Source organism: Ruegeria sp. BC3 (assembly GCF_056539265.1).
Window position 1 is genome coordinate 328235 of the sequence record NZ_JBQFUP010000003.1, and the last position, 17555, is coordinate 345789.

Consider the following 17555-nt stretch of genomic DNA (forward strand, 5'->3'; position numbering starts at 1 on the left):
TCCGTACTGCGTTTATGCCTTTGATCCGTCGCCTGAATTTGCCTGTTATGGTCTGACGGTTACGGCTTTATTCTGTCAGCGGATCACCGACCCGCATGATTTCCCATTCTAGCGTGATGCCGCTTGTTTCGTAAACCTTTTTTCGCACCTCTTCGCCCAGCCCTTCTAGGTCGGCGGCGGTGGCGTCACCGGTATTGATCAGGAAATTCGAATGTTTCGGGCTCATCTGCGCGCCGCCTTTTGTGGCCCCGCGCATGCCCGCATCGTCGATGACCTTCCACGCCTTGAGGTCATGCACATCATCCGCCCGCCCGGTCGAAGAAAACCCCGCCGGATTGCGGAAGGTAGACCCAGCGCTGCGATCTTTGGTCGGCTGGGTTTCATCGCGTTTTTGCAATTGCGCCGACATCCTTGCGTGCAGCTCGGCAGGGTCGCCCGAGGGGCCTTCGAAAGTCGCCGAGATCAGCACCGCGCCCTCGGGCAGGTCGGACTGGCGATAGCGAAAGTTCAGATCCTGCGGCGTCAGGTCGACCACCTTGCCCTGCCGGGTCACGATGGTCGCCTTGCGCAGCACATCCGCCGTGTAGCTGCCATAGCAGCCCGCATTCATCCGCACTGCACCGCCGATGGAGCCGGGAATGGTGCGCAGAAAGGTCAGGTCCACCCCCGCATCCGCCGCCTTGCGCGCCACATGCGCATCCAGCGCCGCCGCGCCTGCGGTCACGGTGTTGCCCTCGACCGAGATCCCGTTGAACCCGCGACCCAGCCGGATCACCACTGCGCGCAGGCCCCCGTCGCGCACGATCAGGTTTGACCCGACCCCCATGGGAAAGACCGGAACGTCAGTGGGCAGATCGCGCAGAAACGCTTGCAGGTCTTCGGTATCCGCAGGCTGAAACAGGTAGTCTGCCGGGCCGCCGACACGCAGCCATGTCAAATCATTCAGAGAGCGGCTCTCGGTGAGTTTGCCGCGCGGTGTGGGAAGTGCTGTCATGTTGGCTAGATCGCGGATTCAGAGAGGTAACGCAAGCGGCATCCTTTATTGCGCAGAGCCCATGAACCTGCGCACCCACCGACCAAGGTAAATCACCGGCCAGCGCAGCACAGACATACCCATGGCAAGGACAAGCAGCCCAATCCATGGGCCGTTCTGCAAAGTGACATAACCTAGGATTGGTATGCCAATTGCGATCAGAATGTAGGCACGGGTCCAGTGGTTGTCCTTACTGGGAATCATCGCCAGAACGTTTGCGGCAATGCCCCACAGCGCGGCCAAAGCGATCGACCAGTTCATTGCTCGACCTCCTGCCCGGTCCAGCGCCGCCAGTAGTAACGGATCGGATTGCGGAACATCGAGGCAAAAGCCGCGAAGGCCAGCACCGAATAGAACCAGCCAAAGTCATGACCCAGCCAAACGATAAGCGCCGGCGCTGAGACAAAAAGGACAACGCCCGGTGGAAATTGCAGACGCATCGGCAACATGGCCACGACGGTCGAGGCCAGGACCCATAGGCCCGCAAAAAGCACTGAATAAACCAATTGCCCCTCCGAGGACGATCATTTCTGCAACTGCAACATCACACTTTAGAGTTGCGCTGTAAGAGTGTCCACTCGGTCAAACGGCCTGCTTGTGCTGCAGCCGTTCGGGCAACCCGTTGGCCCAAGCGCTAATCGTACCGGCCCCCAGGCAGACAACCATGTCCCCGGGGCGGGCCTGTTCGCGGACAAGACGCTCCAGATCGTTTTCGTCCAGCAAAGCGCGCGCGTGGCGATGGCCGTGACGGATCAGCCCCTGAACCAGATCATCGCGGGATGCGCCTTCGATCGGGTCCTCCCCGGCGGCGAAAACCTCGGCGATGGCGACAACGTCAGCGTCATTGAAACAGGTACAGAAATCATCAAACAGGTTGGACAGGCGCGAATAGCGGTGTGGCTGGTGCACGGCGATGACGCGGCCATCGGTCGCCTGACGCGCGGCTTTCAGCACTGCTGCAATCTCGACCGGGTGATGTCCGTAATCGTCGATAATGGTGACGCCATCGACCTCTCCGACCTTAGTGAAGCGACGGTTCACGCCACCGAAATTGGCCAACGCATCGCGGATTTCCGACGCCTTCATCCCCAGATGACGGGCAACCGCCACCGCAGACAATGCGTTAGACACATTGTGGTCACCGGGCATCGGAAGAGTGCAGCCTTCGATCACCGTGTCTTCGTACTGCAGATGGATATCGAAATGCGCCACTCCGCCTTTGTAGGTCAGGTTCATTGCTCGCACATCTGCCTGTGCGTTGAACCCATAAGTGCGCACCCGACGGTCCGAGATGCGGCCTACCAGTGTCTGCACTTCGGCATGGTCCGTACAGCAGACGGCCAGACCGTAGAACGGCAGGTTCGAGACGAATTCGTAGAAGCCATCACGCAATTTGTCGAAATCGCCCCAGTGCTCCATGTGTTCGGGGTCGATGTTGGTGACAATGGCGATCGTCGCGGGCAGGCGGTTGAACGAACCGTCGGATTCGTCCGCCTCAACCACCATCCACTCGCCCTGCCCCATCCGCGCGTTCGAGCCATAGGCATGGATGATACCGCCGTTGATAACGGTCGGATCAAAGTCTCCGGCCACCATCAGCTCGGCCATCATGGTCGTCGTCGTAGTTTTTCCGTGTGTGCCTGCGATGGCGATATTTGACTTCAGGCGCATCAGCTCGGCCAGCATGTCGGCGCGGCGCACCACAGGCAGGCCCTGCGCGCGAGCCCCATCCAGCTCGGGGTTGCCCGGTTTGATCGCAGTCGAGACCACGACCACGGCTGCGTTCTCAAGGTTTTCAGCCCGTTGACCTACAAAGATCTCAGCACCAAGGCTCGCCAAACGGTCGGTGATCTTGGACGCTTTCAGGTCGGACCCCTGAACCCGGTAGCCAAGGTTCAACAGCACCTCGGCAATTCCCGACATCCCGATCCCGCCGATCCCAACAAAGTGGATCGGCCCTACGTCTTGCGGCAGTTTGGTTGCTGGATTCATGTGGTCTCCTTCTGCGCCAGGTTTTCTACAAGGGCCACCAGACGCTCGGTCGCGTCGGGGGCACCGGTCGAGAGGGCGGCATGGGCCATCTTTTGCGCGGCTTCGGGGTTTGTCAGAACTGCGGTGATTTGCTCGGTCAGCGCGGGGACGTCAAGTGCGTTTTCGGGGATCAGGATCGCCCCGCCCGCCTGAACCAGCCCACGCGCATTTGCGGTCTGGTGATCGCCCGCCGCAGCGGCAAAGGGAATGAGGATCGAGGGTCGCCCAATGACCGAGATATCGGCGACGCTGGATGCACCGGATCGGCTGATCACAAGCTGCGCGTCAGACATACGGCGGGGCACATCATCGAAGAAGGGCAGCACCTCGGCGCGGATGCCATGATCGGCATAGAATGCGGTCACCCGCTCGCCATCCTCGTCGCGGGCCTGATGGGCCACGCGGATATGCTGGCGCAGGTTGTCGGGCAATGCGGCAATGGCACCGGGAACGACATCGCTGAGGATCCGAGCACCTTGCGAGCCGCCCATCACCAGAACCGACATTGGATAATCGCCCGGCGGGATATACCCCGCAGCGGCTCGTTCCAGAACGGCAGCGCGAACCGGGTTTCCTGTATGAATACCTTGCGCACCCTCAGGCAGATCGGTCGGCCAAACCCCACAGGCGACCTGCGCCACACGCTTCGCGAACAACTGATTGACGCGCCCCAGAACACCGTTTTGTTCGTGGATCATGCGGGGAATACTCAGCATTGTCGCTGCACCCAGCGCCGGGATCGACGGGTAACCGCCAAAACCCACCACCACATCCGGCCTATCCCGCATCATCTGGATCGCCATACTGGTGACACCACCCGCGATCTTCGGCCCGACCAGAGCCTTAGCGGCCAAGCCGCCCCGCGCGAATGTGGCCGAGGCGACCTCGACAATTTCAACTGTTTGCGGAAAGGCTCCGGTATAGCGCGCGCCGCGTTCATCCGTGGACAAGCGCACGCGCCAGCCTTTTTGCAGCATTGCTTCGGCCAGCGCCTGCGCCGGGAACATATGGCCCCCGGTGCCGCCAGCCGCAATCAACAGGTAAGGTTTCCCCATTATCCTCTTCCGCGCAGAATATCGCCAAGTTCGCCCTGAGGGCGGCTTCGGGTGAAGGCCAGCAGCATGCCAACGGCGATACCGCCCGCAATCAGGGACGAACCGCCGTAGCTGACAAACGGCAAGGTCATACCCTTGGCTGGCAGCAGCCGCACCGCAACACCCATGTTAATCATCGCCTGAACGCCAAACATGCAGGCCAGACCGGTGCCTGCCAAACGGATGAACATATCGCGTTCACGCATCAGCCGCAGGAGCGAACGCACAACGATCAAAGCGTAAAGCGCGATAATGATCAGCACCAGGATCAGGCCATATTCCTCGGCCGCGACCGCGATGATGAAATCCGTATGGGCATCGGGCAGAGACCACTTCACCTGCCCCTCACCCACGCCGACGCCGAACAACCCACCTTCGCGGATGGCATTCGTGGCATAGCCAAGCTGCGTGGTCGGATCGACCTCTTGATTCAGGAACCCGTCAATCCGACGGGCAAAGTGTTCCGAGTTCGAATAGGCAAACATTCCGGCCAGAACGACAACACCAGCCATGCCAACCAGCAACAGCATCGGCGCACCGGCCACAAAATACATCACGCCCCAGCCAAACAGGATCAGACAGGCCTGCCCAAAGTCCGGCTGCAGCACCAGCATCGCGACAATCGCCATGCACAGCGCAAAGGACCACAGCCGTCCCGGAGGGCCATTAATCTCTTGCGAGGCAGCCAACAGCCATGCGGCCACAACGACGAAGCCGGGTTTCAGAAACTCGGACGGCTGCAACGAGGCAAAACCCAGAGAGTACCAGCGCACAGCCCCTTTTCCGAAATCCGTCCCGAAGACCGGCAGGAAGGCCAACGCCACAAACGCGCCCAGAAAACCCAGCACTGCCAGACGTCGCACCAGCGTCGGCGACATCATCGAGGTCAGCAGCATCGCAATCAGCGCCAATCCGCCGAACAGCGCCTGACGCTCGACATAATGGAACGGATCAAAGCCGTTTCGACTGGCCAATGGCGGTGAGGATGCCAGCCCCAGCAACAACCCGATGACAAACAGGATCAGAACGCAGGACATCGTCCAACGATCAATCGTCCGCCACCATTTCGGAAGAATCGGTTCACCGCGCTGGTCCTGGACCGCGCCATACACCATCTCAGTCATGAGATACCGCCACTCTCTGCCTCGTTAACGTCCCTTTTTCGGGATCTGTTTGAGAGTCTACAGGGATTTTTGCGTTTGGGCTAGTGGAATGACAGCTCGGCCCGCGAAATCGGCGCTATTCCACGAGGGTCGAAATGCCCAAAGCGTGGCGATGCCCCCTCCTGTCGTTGCGAACCCCGCTTCCTCTTGTCATCTCCGCCAAATCACGCCATCCAGCCGCGCATGAAGTTCGACACGATCATCCTTGGAGCCGGTGCTGCCGGCATGATGTGTGCTGCCCATTGTGGCGGGCGCGTTTTGGTGATCGATCACGCCAAAGCTCCGGGAGAAAAAATCCGCATCTCGGGCGGGGGGCGGTGTAATTTCACCAATATGTATGCGGGGCCCGCGAACTTCCTGTCGCAGAACCCACACTTCTGCAAATCCGCGCTGGCACGGTACACCCAGTGGGATTTCATAGATCTGGTCGGGCGGCACGGTATCGCGTGGCACGAAAAAACGCTGGGGCAATTGTTTTGCGATGGGTCGTCAAAGCAGATCGTACAGATGCTTCTGGACGAAATGGAACGCGCCGGCGCAGATCTGTGGATTCGGACCGAGGTCAAAGACCTGCGCAAAACCGATCACGGCTTCACGCTGGAGGTCGACCGGGAAGGGCAACGACACAGCCTAAGCTGTGCCAAGCTCGTGCTGGCCACCGGCGGCAAGTCGATCCCCAAGATGGGCGCGACCGGATTGGCCTATGACATCGCGCGCCAATTCGGCCTGAAGATGACAGACACGCGCGCGGCCTTGGTGCCGTTCACCTTCTCGGACGGCAAGTTCAAGGATTTGTCCGGCGTGTCCCTGCCTGCCCGCCTGTCAAACGACCGCACCAGTTTTGACGAGGCGCTGTTGTTCACCCATCGCGGGCTTAGTGGCCCATCCGTGCTGCAGTTATCGTCCTATTGGCGCGAGGGTGAGGCAATCCGCGTCAACCTGATCCCCGACCTGCCACTGTTCGACCTGCTGCGCGATCAACGCCAAAGCGGTGGACGCAAAGCGCTGACAACCGAACTGGCGCGTCACCTGCCCGCGCGACTGGTGGACTATCTCAGCCAAAATATCCCAATGTCGGGCAATCTGGCCGACCAATCCGATGCGGCATTAGCCGACTTAATGTCTGCCCTCTCCAACTGGGAACTGACGCCCTCGGGCACCGAAGGCTATCGCACGGCCGAGGTCACCCTGGGTGGGATCGACACGGATAACCTGTCTTCAAAAACAATGGAGGCCAGGGATGTCCCTGGCCTCTATGCAATAGGTGAAGCGGTGGATGTCACCGGATGGCTTGGCGGCTACAATTTCCAGTGGGCGTGGTCCTCGGGCCACGCCGCCGGAACTGCAATCACCGGTCGTTAGCCAACGACGTTGTAGCCACGACCGCGCATACAGTTGCGCACGATCACTTCCTGGTTCTGGGTGTTCTGGATGGCACTTGCACCGGCCCCGACAAGGGCGCCCGCCACTGCGGCGCGGCCAAGATCGCTGGCGCTGTCGTCGATGATCGCCTTGGTTCCTGCAGCACCCGCCGCACCAATTGCAGCGGCACCTGCCGTGTTACCGTCAACCACGGGCTGCGAGCGCGCCAGCGCCTGACACTGCGCCAGATCAGCGTTGTAGTTCGGGCCGACCGGACCATCTACAATCGGCTGATAGTTCGCGCCGGTGTTGGTGCAGGCCCCTACGGCCAGAATGGCGGGCAGGATCAGAGAAAACTTATGGAACGACATGGTCATAACCTCGTGTTAAATTTGCGGGCAAGCAAAACCATTAATCATGGCGCGTCAAGCTGATAGCCGTCAGCTTCGCCCAACCGGCGGTGTATTGCAAACGGCTATTGCGGCAGCCGTTGCTTGACCTGCGCCACGAAGTCCTCTCCGCGCTGTTCGAAATTGTCGTATTGATCGAAACTGGCCGCTGCCGGGGCCAGCAGGACGGTTTCACCGGGTTGCGCGTCTTTCATGGCCTGATCAACGGCCTCGGCCATAGTGGTGCAGACCTGCGCATCCGCTTCCAGTTGCATAGCGAAATGCGCCGCCTCGCGCCCGATCACGTAGGCTTTGACCACCTTATCTGACGCAGCGTTCAGGGCGGTCACTCCGCCCTCTTTCTCAAGCCCGCCGCAAATCCAACGGATTTGCTTAAATGCGCTCAGGGCTTTGAGCGCGCTGTCGACATTGGTGGCCTTTGAGTCATTCACGTAAGTGACACCGTTTGCCTCGGCGACTACCTGGCTGCGGTGCGGCAGGCCGGGATAGCTGTGCAGCGCATCTTCGATCACCCGCGGAGCGAGACCCAACGCGCGACAGGCCGCATAAGCCGCACAGGCGTTCTGATGATTATGTGCCCCCGGCAGCCCTTTGATTTCACGCAGGTCAATTGACCCCGCTTGCCGCCCTTTGCGGTATTCCGACAGGAACCCTTTGCGCGAAAAGACCTGCCACCCCGGGCCTGTCAGTTTGCGCGCGACGGATATGCGAATGACGCGGTCATCGGTCGGACCTTCGGCCAGTTGACCGGCCAAAAACGCGCCTTCCTTCTCATCAATCCCGATTACGGCCCGATCCGGCCCACCTTCGGCGAATAACCGGCGTTTGGCCGCGAAATAGCCGCCCATCCCGCCATGGCGATCCAGATGGTCAGGCGACAAATTGGTGAACACGGCCACATCGGGCGTCAACGAGCGGGCCAGTTCGGTTTGGTAGCTCGATAGCTCCAACACCACGACCGACCCATCGCCGCCCGGGTCGATATCCAGAACGCCTCGTCCGATATTGCCCGCCAGCTGCGCCTCGCGCCCGGCCTCGGTCAGGATGTGATGGATCAGCGCAGCGGTGGTCGACTTTCCATTGGACCCGGTCACAGCGATGACGCGGGGCGGCGTGTCATAGTTGCTCCACTCTGGTCCGGCAAATGAGCGAAAGAACAGCCCGATGTCATTGTCGACCGGAACTCCGGCCTCCAGCGCGGCTGCTACGACCGGGTTCGGTTCTGGATACAAATGCGGAATGCCGGGCGAAACGATCAGCGTGGCGATGCCATCAAACGCCCCATGACGACGCAGATCGGCGCAGGTAAACCCCTCAGCCTCGGCCTTTTCGCGGGCGGCTGGGTTGTCGTCCCAACACACCGGTTCGGCCTTGCCCGCGACCAGAGCCCGCGCCGTGGCCAGTCCCGACCGACCAAGCCCCAGAACCGCAACTTTCTGCCCTGAAAACCCTTTGACCGGGATCATACTGCCCACCCTCGTTTGACTTTGAATTGGCCGCCACACTGCACCGAAGACTTCCCCGATGACAAGGGCACCAAAAGGCTCGCGCGGCAGCGCGAGCCGGGCCCAACAGGTGGCAGGTGGACCGCAGGTCCGCCGAACCTGGCGGGAGCTCTACCGGACTTTCAGCGTCGCCAGTCCGATCATCGCCAAGATCAGCGAGATAATCCAAAAGCGGATCACAATGGTCGGCTCAGCCCAGCCCTTTTTCTCATAATGATGATGTATGGGTGCCATCAGGAACACGCGGCGCCCGGTGCGTTTGAAATACAGCACCTGAATGATCACGCTCAGCGCTTCGACAACGAACAGACCACCCACAACGGCCAGTACCAGCTCGTGCTTCGTGGCAACCGCGATTGCGCCCAGAGCACCACCCAGCGCCAGCGAGCCCGTGTCGCCCATAAAGACCGCAGCAGGCGGAGCATTGTACCAAAGAAACCCAAGCCCCGCGCCAAACAACGCCGAGGTAAAGATAAATATCTCCCCCGTCCCCGGCACGTAGTGAACGTCCAGATACTCGGTAAAGTCGACCCGGCCAACGGCATAGGCAATCACACCCAGAGTCGAGGCCGCAATCATCGCCGGCATGATCGCAAGCCCGTCCAGACCGTCCGTCAAGTTCACCGCGTTGGCCGCGCCGACGATCACGATGATCGAGAATGGAATGTAGAAAACGCCAAGGTTGATCAGCGTATCCTTGAAAATCGGCAACGCCAGTTGGTTCTGCAACGCTTCGGGGTGGTGCAATGACGCCCAAAGAGACGCCAGAACCGCGATGATGACGCCCAGGGCTAGACGCATCCGACCCGAAACACCCTTGGTGTTCTGCTTGGACACTTTCGCATAGTCATCTGCAAAGCCAATCGCCGCGTAAGCCAGCGTCACGAATAGCACCATCCAGACATATGGATTGTCCCACCGTGCCCAGACCAAGGTCGATGTCACCAGCGCGCCCACGATCAGCAATCCGCCCATGGTCGGAGTGCCCGCCTTTGAAAAGTGGCCTTCAGGGCCGTCATCCCGGATCGGCTGGCCCTTACCCTGCTTTTTGCGCAGCACGTTGATCAACGGCTTGCCGAACAGAAAGCCAAAGATCAGCGCAGTCAGAAAGGCGCCGCCAGCGCGGAAGGTGATATAGCGGAAGAGGTTGAAAAAGTCTCCTCCGTCCGACAGGGCGGTCAACCAATAGAGCATTACAGAACCTTTCTCACACAGAGGCGGCGGGCGCGGTCATCAATCAAGCGCGCCCCCTTGCCCCATTTTACGCAAACCGTCAACAATCTGTGCCAGCACCATGCTGAGTGATCCCTTGGCCAGCACGGTGTCACCGGCCTGAATCAGCTCAGGAAGGTGCGCTGCCATCTCGGCACTCGTCTCGAACCACAGCCCGCGTTTGTCCGTCGGAAGCGCATTGTGCAAGGCCTGCATCAGTGGCCCGACACAGTGCACCTTGTCCACGCGCTGCATGGCAGGAACCTCGGCCATCGCCGCATGCATGGCGATTTCATCAGCCCCCAACTCTTTCATATCGCCCAGAAAAGCGATGCGTCTTTGCCCCTGGGCGGCGGCCAGCACGTCCAACGCAGCCTCCATCGAGGTGGGGTTGGCGTTGTAACTGTCATCCAACAACTCGATCCGCCCGCCATCGGCCAAAGCGATCTGTTCGCGCACTCCGCGCCCTTTGACCGGCGACCATCCGCCGAGGCCCAAAATCGCCTCGTTCAGATCAACGCCCATTTCGACGCAGGCCGCGAAGGCCCCCAGCGCATTCATCGCAAAGTGGGTTCCGGCAGACTGCACATCAAATTCAATCGGCTGCCCGCCAACCGTCGCCGTTGCGTGCACCGAGTCGGATTGCTGGGTTACACCGGTCAGCGTGTAGTCAGTGCCTTGGCGTCCAAACTCCACCGCCTTAGCGCCGAGATCTCGTGCGCAATCGCGCAAGATATCCGCATGTTCGATGTCGGCATTCACGATGGCCGAGCCGCCTTCGGTCAGGCCGTCAAAGATCGCCGCCTTTTCCTGCGCGATACCAGCCACCGAGTCGAACGCCTCAAGATGTACCGCCGCAACGGTCGTCACCAGCGCTACATGCGGACGGGCTTGCTGCGCCAGCGGAGAGATCTCTCCGGGATGGTTCATGCCAATCTCGATCACCGCGAATTCGGTGTCCCGTGGCATCCGGGCCAGTGTCAGCGGCACGCCCCAGTGGTTGTTGTAGCTGGCAACGCTCGCATGGGTTTTTCCCTGCGTTTCCAATATCGTGGCCAGCATTTCCTTGGTCGAGGTTTTGCCGACGCTGCCCGTTACACCCAGCACCCGCGCGTCGGTTCGTGCGCGACCGGCCCGGCCCAGAGCTTCCAAACCGGCCTGCACGTCATCTACGATCAACAGGGGTGCATCTTCAGCCACACCTTCGGGAATGCGCGACACCAGAGCTGCGCCTGCACCCTTTTCCAAGGCCTGAGCGACAAAATCATGCCCGTCCCGCGCGGCCTTAAGCGCAACAAACAGATCGCCGGGTTGAATGGTGCGCGTGTCGATAGAAACTCCATCGACCTTCCAATCCGACGTCGCGCGTCCACCGGTTGCCTCAGCAGCCTCGGGCGCAGTCCAAAGCGTCATGCGACCCTCCCGTCTAATGCGGCCACGCTGATGCTGGCCTGTTCGACATCATCAAAAGGCAGAACCTGATCACCAACGATCTGGCCGGTTTCATGCCCTTTGCCCGCGATCAACAACGCGTCGCCCGGTTGCAGAGCGTCGATGCCGCGCAGAATAGCCTCGGCGCGGTCTCCGACCTCTGTCGCGTCCGGCGCACCTTCCATAACGGCAGCGCGAATGGTTGCGGGGTCTTCGCTGCGCGGGTTGTCGTCGGTGACAAAGACCAAATCTGCGTGATTGGCGGCAGCTTGTCCCATCAAAGGGCGTTTGGTGGCATCGCGATCCCCACCTGCGCCAACGATGGCGATCAGGCGGCCCATGACATGCGGGCGCAGCGCCTTGAGCGCGGTCGCCACGGCGTCAGGCGTGTGGGCGTAATCCACGAATACCGCCGCTCCGTTTTCTCGGGTCGCGGCCAGCTGCATCCGGCCACGAACCGTTGTCAGGTTCGGCAGAGTCTCGAACACGCGCTCGGGCTCATCCCCAGCCGCGATGACAAGGCCGCAGGCCAACAGTATGTTTTCGGCCTGAAAGCCACCGATCAGGTTCAGGCGGGTTTGGAAAACCTTGCCCTGCCACGAAAACCGCAGATCCTGCCCCGTGGCGTCAAACCGCTGGTTGATCAGACACAGGTCGGCCTCTCCCAGCCCAACGGTTAGCACTTTCTGACCGCGATCTTTGGCAATCCGGCGGACCTGTGCGCCTTTCGGGTCGCTCATGTTGACAACAACCGTGCCGTCCTGCGGCAGAACCCGATCAAACAAGCCCGCCTTGGCGTTGAAATACGCCTCGAACGTTTCGTGGTAATCTAGGTGGTCCTGGGTAAAGTTCGAAAACCCTGCAGCCGTCAATTGCACACCGTCCAGGCGGCGCTGTTCCAACCCGTGCGAGGACGCCTCCATCGCGGCATGGGTCACTCCGTTCTCTGCCGCCTCGGACAGGCAACGATGCAGGGTGATCGGCTCGGGCGTCGTATGCGCCAGCGGAGCGGTCCACGCGCCTTCGACCCCGGTTGTACCCAGATTGACGGCGGCATGACCCAGCTCGGTCCAGATCTGACGCACAAAGGTCGCTACAGAGGTTTTGCCGTTGGTACCAGTCACCGCAACGATGGTCTGAGGCTGCGCGCCAAACCACAGCGCGGCGCTTCCCGCCAGCGCCTGGCGCGGGTCTTCGACAACGATCAGGGCAGCACCGGACGCGGCCAGTTCATTGGCGGCAATCTCGGCCCCTTCGGCATCTGTCAGGATAGCCGCAGCCCCCATGCGCAAAGCGTATTGGATAAACTCACCGCCATGCACCCGTGTTCCGGGCAAAGCTGCAAACAGGAACCCGTCCTTCACCTCTCGGCTGTCGACAGCCAACCCGGTGATGTCAGGATTGGACCCGCCGCGCGCGGTCAGGGCCAGTTGGCTGAGTTTCTTTGTCCTTGTGCCCATGACCCACCTCTTGCCGGACAGCCTAATTTGAGGTCAGCGTTATAGCAGCGCCCGCATCAGGCTCAAGCCGGGGACGCAGGCCCAGCAGAGGTGCAATCCGACCGATCAGTTCTGCGGCCACGGGGACGGCTGTCCAGCCTGCAGTGCGGCGCTTTTCGCCATAAGCGACGATCGAGGGTTCATCCAGCGTGACGATCAGAACGTATTTCGGATCATAAGCCGGGAACAGCGTGGCAAAGGTCGAGATGACCTTGTCATCATAGTAGCCACCGCGCGGCTTGGGTTTGTCCGCTGTGCCGGTTTTGCCGGCCACTTCGTAACCGGCCACATCGCCAAAGCTGGCCGTGCCATCAGTCACAACGCGCCGCAGCATGCCCTGCGCTTGCTTGGCAGCGCTTTCCGACATGACGCGCGGCCCGTATTGCGGCCCGTTCTTGCGCAGGATCGTCGGACTGACATAGTGCCCGCCATTGGCAATCGCCGCGTAACCAGCGGCCAGATGCATTGGGCTGGTTGACAAGCCGTGACCGTAAGAAATGGTTACCGTGCTCAACTCACCCCATTTCTTGGGCTTGAGCGGCTCGCCCCCCTTGGCCTCGACAATCTCGAATGGAGTGGGATCGAACATGCCAAGCGCCTGCAGGAAATCCTGCTGCCGCTGCGCGCCGATCTGCAAAGCCAGTCGCCCGGTGCCCCGGTTCGAACTGTGTACGATCACATCCGCGACGCTGATCTTGCCGTAGTTCTTGCCGTTGAACTCTCCAATCGGGAAACGGCCAATCTTCATTGGACCCGAAGTGTCGATGATCGTGTTTGAATTCACCAGACCTAGCTGAACCGCCTGAGCGGCTGTGAAAATCTTGAAGACAGACCCCAGCTCGTAAACGCCCTGCACATAGCGGTTGAACAGCGGACTGTCCGACGGATCAAAGCCGGATGTCGGCGGACGCGGGCGATCGTTGGGATCGAAAGAAGGCAATGAGGCCGCCGAGATCACCTCGCCCGTATGCGCGTTCATCAAGACGGCTGATGCGCCCTTGGCGTTCATGATCTTCATGCCGCCATACAGCACCTGCTCGACCGCGGCCTGGACGGTCAGATCCAGCGAAAGTTGCAGTGGTTTATGGCCATTGGCCGGATCTCGCAGATAGTCGTCGAACTGCTTTTCGACGCCTGCAACGCCAATGACCTCGGCTGCGCTGACGCCTTCGCGCCCAAAGCTTGACCCGCCCAAGATGTGCGCGGCCAGACGACCATTCGGGTAGAGCCGCATCTCACGCGGTCCGAAAAGAATGCCGGGATCACCGATATCGTGCACCGCCTGTTTCTGCTCGGGCGAGATACGCTTCTTGATCCACAGGAACTTACGATTGCCGGTGAAGTCCTTGACCAGCCGCTCTTTGTCCAGATCGGGGAAGATCGCAACCAACTGATCTGCTGCCGCAATCGGGTCGATCATCAAGGGCGGCTGCGCGTAGACCGAATAGGTGTCCAGATTGGTCGCCAGAATACGACCTTCGCGGTCCACGATATTGGCGCGCTGCATCGCAATCGCTGCACCGGGGGCCGAGGCGACAGGCTCTTGCGCCTCGGACGTGGCCAGCATGCCCATCCGAACGCCCACCACCGAAAATGCGCAAAAGAAGAACAGACCCAGCACCAACAAACGACCCTCTGCCCTCGCGCGGGCGCGGTCTTTCATGTCTTCGTGGCGTTTGTGGATGTTCTCACGTTCAATGGCTTTAGGGTTCTCTCCGCGCGCACGCGCGTCGAGGATTCGGGCCAGCGGGCGCAGGGGTGTGCGGGTCATGGGATCTGCACCTCACCCAAGGCCTGAGTATCGGTGATCGCCTGCAGTTCGATCGGATCGACAATCGGCAGATCTGGATCCTCGGCATAGGCGATCTGGTCGGCGCGGCCAAACTGTTCGGCCCGCAAGGGCAACAGCCCCAGACGTTCGAAATTCAGATCGGCCAGTTCGCGCAAGCGGTCGGGGCGGTTCAAATAGGCCCATTCGGCGTTCAGCACGGCCAGACGCACCTGCGCCATACCGATTTGACGCTGCAGGGTCTGAGTTTCCTTGACGACCTGCTGCGTACGGTAGTTCTCCTGATAGGCCCACAACGCCAGTCCGAACACGGACAGAGCAGTCAACACATACAAAACACTCTTCATTTTGCCCTTCCCCCTAGTTGCGGCATCCCAACGGCACGGGCCTCAATTTCCCCCGCCGGAGCCTCAGTCCGAATTGCGACGCGCAGCTTGGCCGAGCGCGCGCGCGGATTCTCCTGCAGTTCCTGATCATCCGGACCCACCGCCTTGCGGGTCTTGAGCGTGAACTGCGGCAGTTCCTGTTCAATCTCTGGCGCATAACGGTTAGCGCGTCCGGTTTTGCCTGCACGGGACTGAAAGAACCGTTTGACCATCCGGTCCTCGATCGAATGAAAGGTTACGACCGCCAGTTGCCCGCCGGGTTTCAGCGCACGTTCTGCGGCCATCAGGCCCTGATACAGTTCCTCATATTCGGCATTCACCGCGATCCTCAGACCTTGAAAGCTGCGCGTAGCGGGATGGGACTGCCCCGGTTTGAGACGCGGCAGGCAGGATTCAATGATCTCGGCCAAACGCAATGTCGTTGTAATCGGTTCCGCGGAACGGGCTTTGACAATCGCCTTGGCAATGCGGCGGCTGGCGCGTTCTTCTCCGTAGTGGAACAGAATATCAGCCAATTGCGCCTCGGTCGCGGTGTTGACCAGATCAGCGGCGCTTTCGCCCTCCTGGCTCATGCGCATGTCCAACGGGCCATCTTTCATAAAGGAAAAGCCGCGCTCTGCCAGATCGAGCTGCATCGAGGATACGCCCAAGTCCAGAACGACCCCGTCCAGGTCCTGCGCGTACTCGTCCATGCGAGAGAACACACCGGGCTGCATCACCAACCGGTCACCATAGCCTCCGGCCCACTCGGCGGCCATTTCGAATGCCAGCGGATCGCGATCCACGCCGATAACCCTGTCGGCTCCGGCCTCCAACAGACCGCGAGTGTACCCACCTGCCCCGAACGTCCCGTCCAGCCAGACACCTGACACCGGCGCAACTGCCGCCAGCAAAGGGCGCAGCAGAACAGGGATATGAGGTTTGTCGGAAGGGGTATCAGCGCCGGCCATGCCGTTACGCATCCCCGGTGCCGTCAAGGAACTCCAGAGGATCAAAGTCCTCGGGCTGTTCGTCCAACCATTCTTCGGCAGCGGCCAATTCTTCGGATTCGTAGGTCTCGGGCTTCCAGATCTGGAACGTGTCACCAGCGGCGATGAAGAACGCCTCGCCCTCAAGCCCGATCTTGCTGCGCAGCTTGGCGGGCAGTACCAGACGACCGGTTTCGTCCACGGTGGTCGGGAAAGATTGACCGTGGAACATGCGCTGCAACATCTTCCGTTGCATCGAGCCACGTGGAAGCGCGTCGATTTTGGCGTCGACCTCGTCAATCGCCTGCATGGTATAGCACTCAAGGAACTTGCGACGGTGGTCGCCGTATACAATCACGAGCTCGGGGTTATCACCAGGCTGCCAGTTAGGATCTGAGGCCTCAAGCACACGGCGAAACGAGGCCGGGATTGATACCCTGCCCTTCGTATCCACCTTGTGGTGGCTTTCACCTCTAAACCTGCGCGCCAAGACGACTGTCCCTTTCGCTTGCGCCCCACCTAAGTCTCACGTTCCCCCCGGATGAAAAACGGCGGGTTGATCTGCTGCCACTGATCAACCCGCCGCATTGACCCGCTGAGCGGGATGTCCAGCTGCGCGCGCCACCTGGGGGGATGTCTGCTCGCCCGCGCGCCGGATCTCTTGATTGATGAAAGCGAGATGCCTGTATGAAACCTGAATTTTATTTGGTTCGGGGTCGTTTGGCGCCCCATGTGCCTCGTCCTCATCGGATGAATAAGGGATGACATGGGAATTTATGGAAATCAACAGGAAATTTTCGGACTCACTACCAATACCGGCACCCTAGATGAGTTCAAAACTGAAGAAAACCAACATTTGAGCACAACCAGTAGACTCAATACTCCAGAAGAACACTAAATAAGCCAAAAATATGGCATCACCCAAAGCGTCCCACGAATTCCCAGAAAAATTTTCTCCCCGCCGAGATTCTCAGAAAAAACAGCAAATCGAGTGATTTTTGCAACGAATCACGCACCGAGGAATCCTCTTTAGTCGCGGCTTTTCCCGCCCATCCCAATTGACGCCCATGATTTCCCATAGGGGGTCATCACCAACCCTTAGGCCCTTGAGCGTACTCCGGACGTACAAGAATTAACGAAACCTGCTGAAAAAACCCGCACCACCCTCAAACCTTAAATATCAGACTGAAACTTGCCCCAACGGAAGATGACTCAAAGGGCCATATTTTATTGGAGTCTTTGGCCGCTCGTTTTCAACCAGTTGATATCTATGCATTTGCTGCATAGCGGCATTGACGTTGCCAGGTATTGTGCAATCGCAGCATTTGCCTATTTTCAGTCTCAAGCAAGCGCCGGGCATCACCGGCAACAACGAATAGATCGAGTTAATCAAATGGCTGTAGCAACACAGAACACCGCGCTCAAAGGCGTACCGGCAACTGGCCTGGCTTCGCTGTTTGAGGCTGCAAAGACACGGTTCGCGCGGTACCGCATTTATCGCCAGACGGTCAACGAACTGTCTGAACTGTCGAACCGCGAACTGGCTGATCTGGGCCTTCACCGCTCGATGATCCGCCGCCTGGCCCTGCAAGCGGCCGAAGACCACGTCGCACGGTAAGCGACACAGAAACACCGAGATCAGGTCCTTCCTCCTCCCTTAGGACCTGTATTT

17 protein-coding genes are annotated in these 17555 nt (G+C 60.0%); 2 read left to right on the forward strand and 15 right to left on the reverse strand.

What is annotated here, in order from left to right:
- Window positions 1-67 precede the first annotated feature (67 nt).
- From murB to ftsW, 6 genes are all read right to left on the reverse strand, one after another.
- Window positions 68-994 carry a UDP-N-acetylmuramate dehydrogenase gene (gene murB, locus ACR0MV_RS10535; protein WP_480702092.1) on the reverse strand — a complete coding sequence of 309 codons (927 nt, stop codon included), beginning with the start codon at window positions 992-994 and terminating at the stop codon, window positions 68-70.
- A gap of 45 nt (window positions 995-1039) precedes the next feature.
- On the reverse strand, window positions 1040-1294 hold the full coding sequence (locus ACR0MV_RS10540) for a DUF2484 family protein (protein ID WP_475204732.1): 255 nt from the start codon (window positions 1292-1294) through the stop codon (window positions 1040-1042).
- A complete protein-coding gene (locus ACR0MV_RS10545) occupies window positions 1291-1539 on the reverse strand; it encodes a DUF2484 family protein (RefSeq protein ID WP_475204733.1) in 249 nt (82 codons plus the stop codon). Before ACR0MV_RS10545 ends, ACR0MV_RS10540 begins: the two co-directional genes overlap by 4 nt.
- A gap of 76 nt (window positions 1540-1615) precedes the next feature.
- Window positions 1616-3025, reverse strand: a complete 1410-nt coding sequence (murC, locus tag ACR0MV_RS10550) for a UDP-N-acetylmuramate--L-alanine ligase (RefSeq protein ID WP_170422705.1) — start codon at window positions 3023-3025, stop codon at window positions 1616-1618.
- The gene (locus ACR0MV_RS10555) at window positions 3022-4119 is read right to left on the reverse strand and encodes a UDP-N-acetylglucosamine--N-acetylmuramyl-(pentapeptide) pyrophosphoryl-undecaprenol N-acetylglucosamine transferase (RefSeq protein ID WP_480702093.1); all 1098 of its coding nucleotides are present in this window, start codon (window positions 4117-4119) and stop codon (window positions 3022-3024) included. Before ACR0MV_RS10555 ends, murC begins: the two co-directional genes overlap by 4 nt.
- A complete protein-coding gene (ftsW, locus tag ACR0MV_RS10560) occupies window positions 4119-5282 on the reverse strand; it encodes a putative lipid II flippase FtsW (RefSeq protein ID WP_170422710.1) in 1164 nt (387 codons plus the stop codon). Before ftsW ends, ACR0MV_RS10555 begins: the two co-directional genes overlap by 1 nt.
- A 222-nt stretch (window positions 5283-5504) precedes the next feature.
- Here ftsW and ACR0MV_RS10565 point away from each other — a divergent pair, with 222 nt between their 5' ends.
- Window positions 5505-6683 (forward strand): BaiN/RdsA family NAD(P)/FAD-dependent oxidoreductase, encoded by a 1179-nt coding sequence (locus ACR0MV_RS10565; RefSeq protein ID WP_480702094.1) that lies wholly within the window; start codon window positions 5505-5507, stop codon window positions 6681-6683.
- On the opposite strand, the gene ACR0MV_RS10570 is transcribed toward ACR0MV_RS10565, so the two are convergent.
- The 9 genes from ACR0MV_RS10570 to mraZ form a co-directional block, all read right to left on the reverse strand.
- The gene (locus ACR0MV_RS10570) at window positions 6680-7054 is read right to left on the reverse strand and encodes a glycine zipper family protein (protein WP_170466232.1); all 375 of its coding nucleotides are present in this window, start codon (window positions 7052-7054) and stop codon (window positions 6680-6682) included. The genes ACR0MV_RS10565 and ACR0MV_RS10570 overlap by 4 nt on opposite strands.
- A gap of 104 nt (window positions 7055-7158) precedes the next feature.
- Entirely contained in the window at window positions 7159-8559 is a 1401-nt protein-coding gene (murD, locus tag ACR0MV_RS10575) for a UDP-N-acetylmuramoyl-L-alanine--D-glutamate ligase (RefSeq protein ID WP_480702095.1), read from the reverse strand.
- Window positions 8560-8709: 150 nt separating this feature from the next.
- Window positions 8710-9792, reverse strand: a complete 1083-nt coding sequence (gene mraY / locus ACR0MV_RS10580; protein ID WP_475204740.1) for a phospho-N-acetylmuramoyl-pentapeptide-transferase — start codon at window positions 9790-9792, stop codon at window positions 8710-8712.
- A 39-nt stretch (window positions 9793-9831) separates the two neighbouring features.
- Window positions 9832-11223, reverse strand: coding sequence for a UDP-N-acetylmuramoyl-tripeptide--D-alanyl-D-alanine ligase (locus ACR0MV_RS10585; protein ID WP_480702096.1), 1392 nt, complete (start codon window positions 11221-11223; stop codon window positions 9832-9834).
- Entirely contained in the window at window positions 11220-12701 is a 1482-nt protein-coding gene (locus ACR0MV_RS10590) for a UDP-N-acetylmuramoyl-L-alanyl-D-glutamate--2,6-diaminopimelate ligase (RefSeq protein WP_480702097.1), read from the reverse strand. The genes ACR0MV_RS10585 and ACR0MV_RS10590 overlap by 4 nt, the downstream gene beginning before the upstream one ends.
- 22 nt (window positions 12702-12723) lie before the next feature.
- A complete protein-coding gene (locus tag ACR0MV_RS10595; protein WP_170422725.1) occupies window positions 12724-14511 on the reverse strand; it encodes a peptidoglycan D,D-transpeptidase FtsI family protein in 1788 nt (595 codons plus the stop codon).
- Entirely contained in the window at window positions 14508-14876 is a 369-nt protein-coding gene (gene ftsL, locus ACR0MV_RS10600; protein ID WP_170422727.1) for a cell division protein FtsL, read from the reverse strand. The genes ACR0MV_RS10595 and ftsL overlap by 4 nt, the downstream gene beginning before the upstream one ends.
- On the reverse strand, window positions 14873-15865 hold the full coding sequence (gene rsmH / locus ACR0MV_RS10605) for a 16S rRNA (cytosine(1402)-N(4))-methyltransferase RsmH (RefSeq protein WP_480702098.1): 993 nt from the start codon (window positions 15863-15865) through the stop codon (window positions 14873-14875). Before rsmH ends, ftsL begins: the two co-directional genes overlap by 4 nt.
- A 4-nt stretch (window positions 15866-15869) precedes the next feature.
- A complete protein-coding gene (mraZ, locus tag ACR0MV_RS10610; RefSeq protein WP_480702099.1) occupies window positions 15870-16373 on the reverse strand; it encodes a division/cell wall cluster transcriptional repressor MraZ in 504 nt (167 codons plus the stop codon).
- Window positions 16374-17276: 903 nt separating this feature from the next.
- Between mraZ and ACR0MV_RS10615 the strand changes: the two genes are divergently transcribed.
- Window positions 17277-17501, forward strand: coding sequence for a DUF1127 domain-containing protein (locus ACR0MV_RS10615; RefSeq protein WP_170422733.1), 225 nt, complete (start codon window positions 17277-17279; stop codon window positions 17499-17501).
- The last annotated feature ends 54 nt before the right edge of the window (window positions 17502-17555 follow it).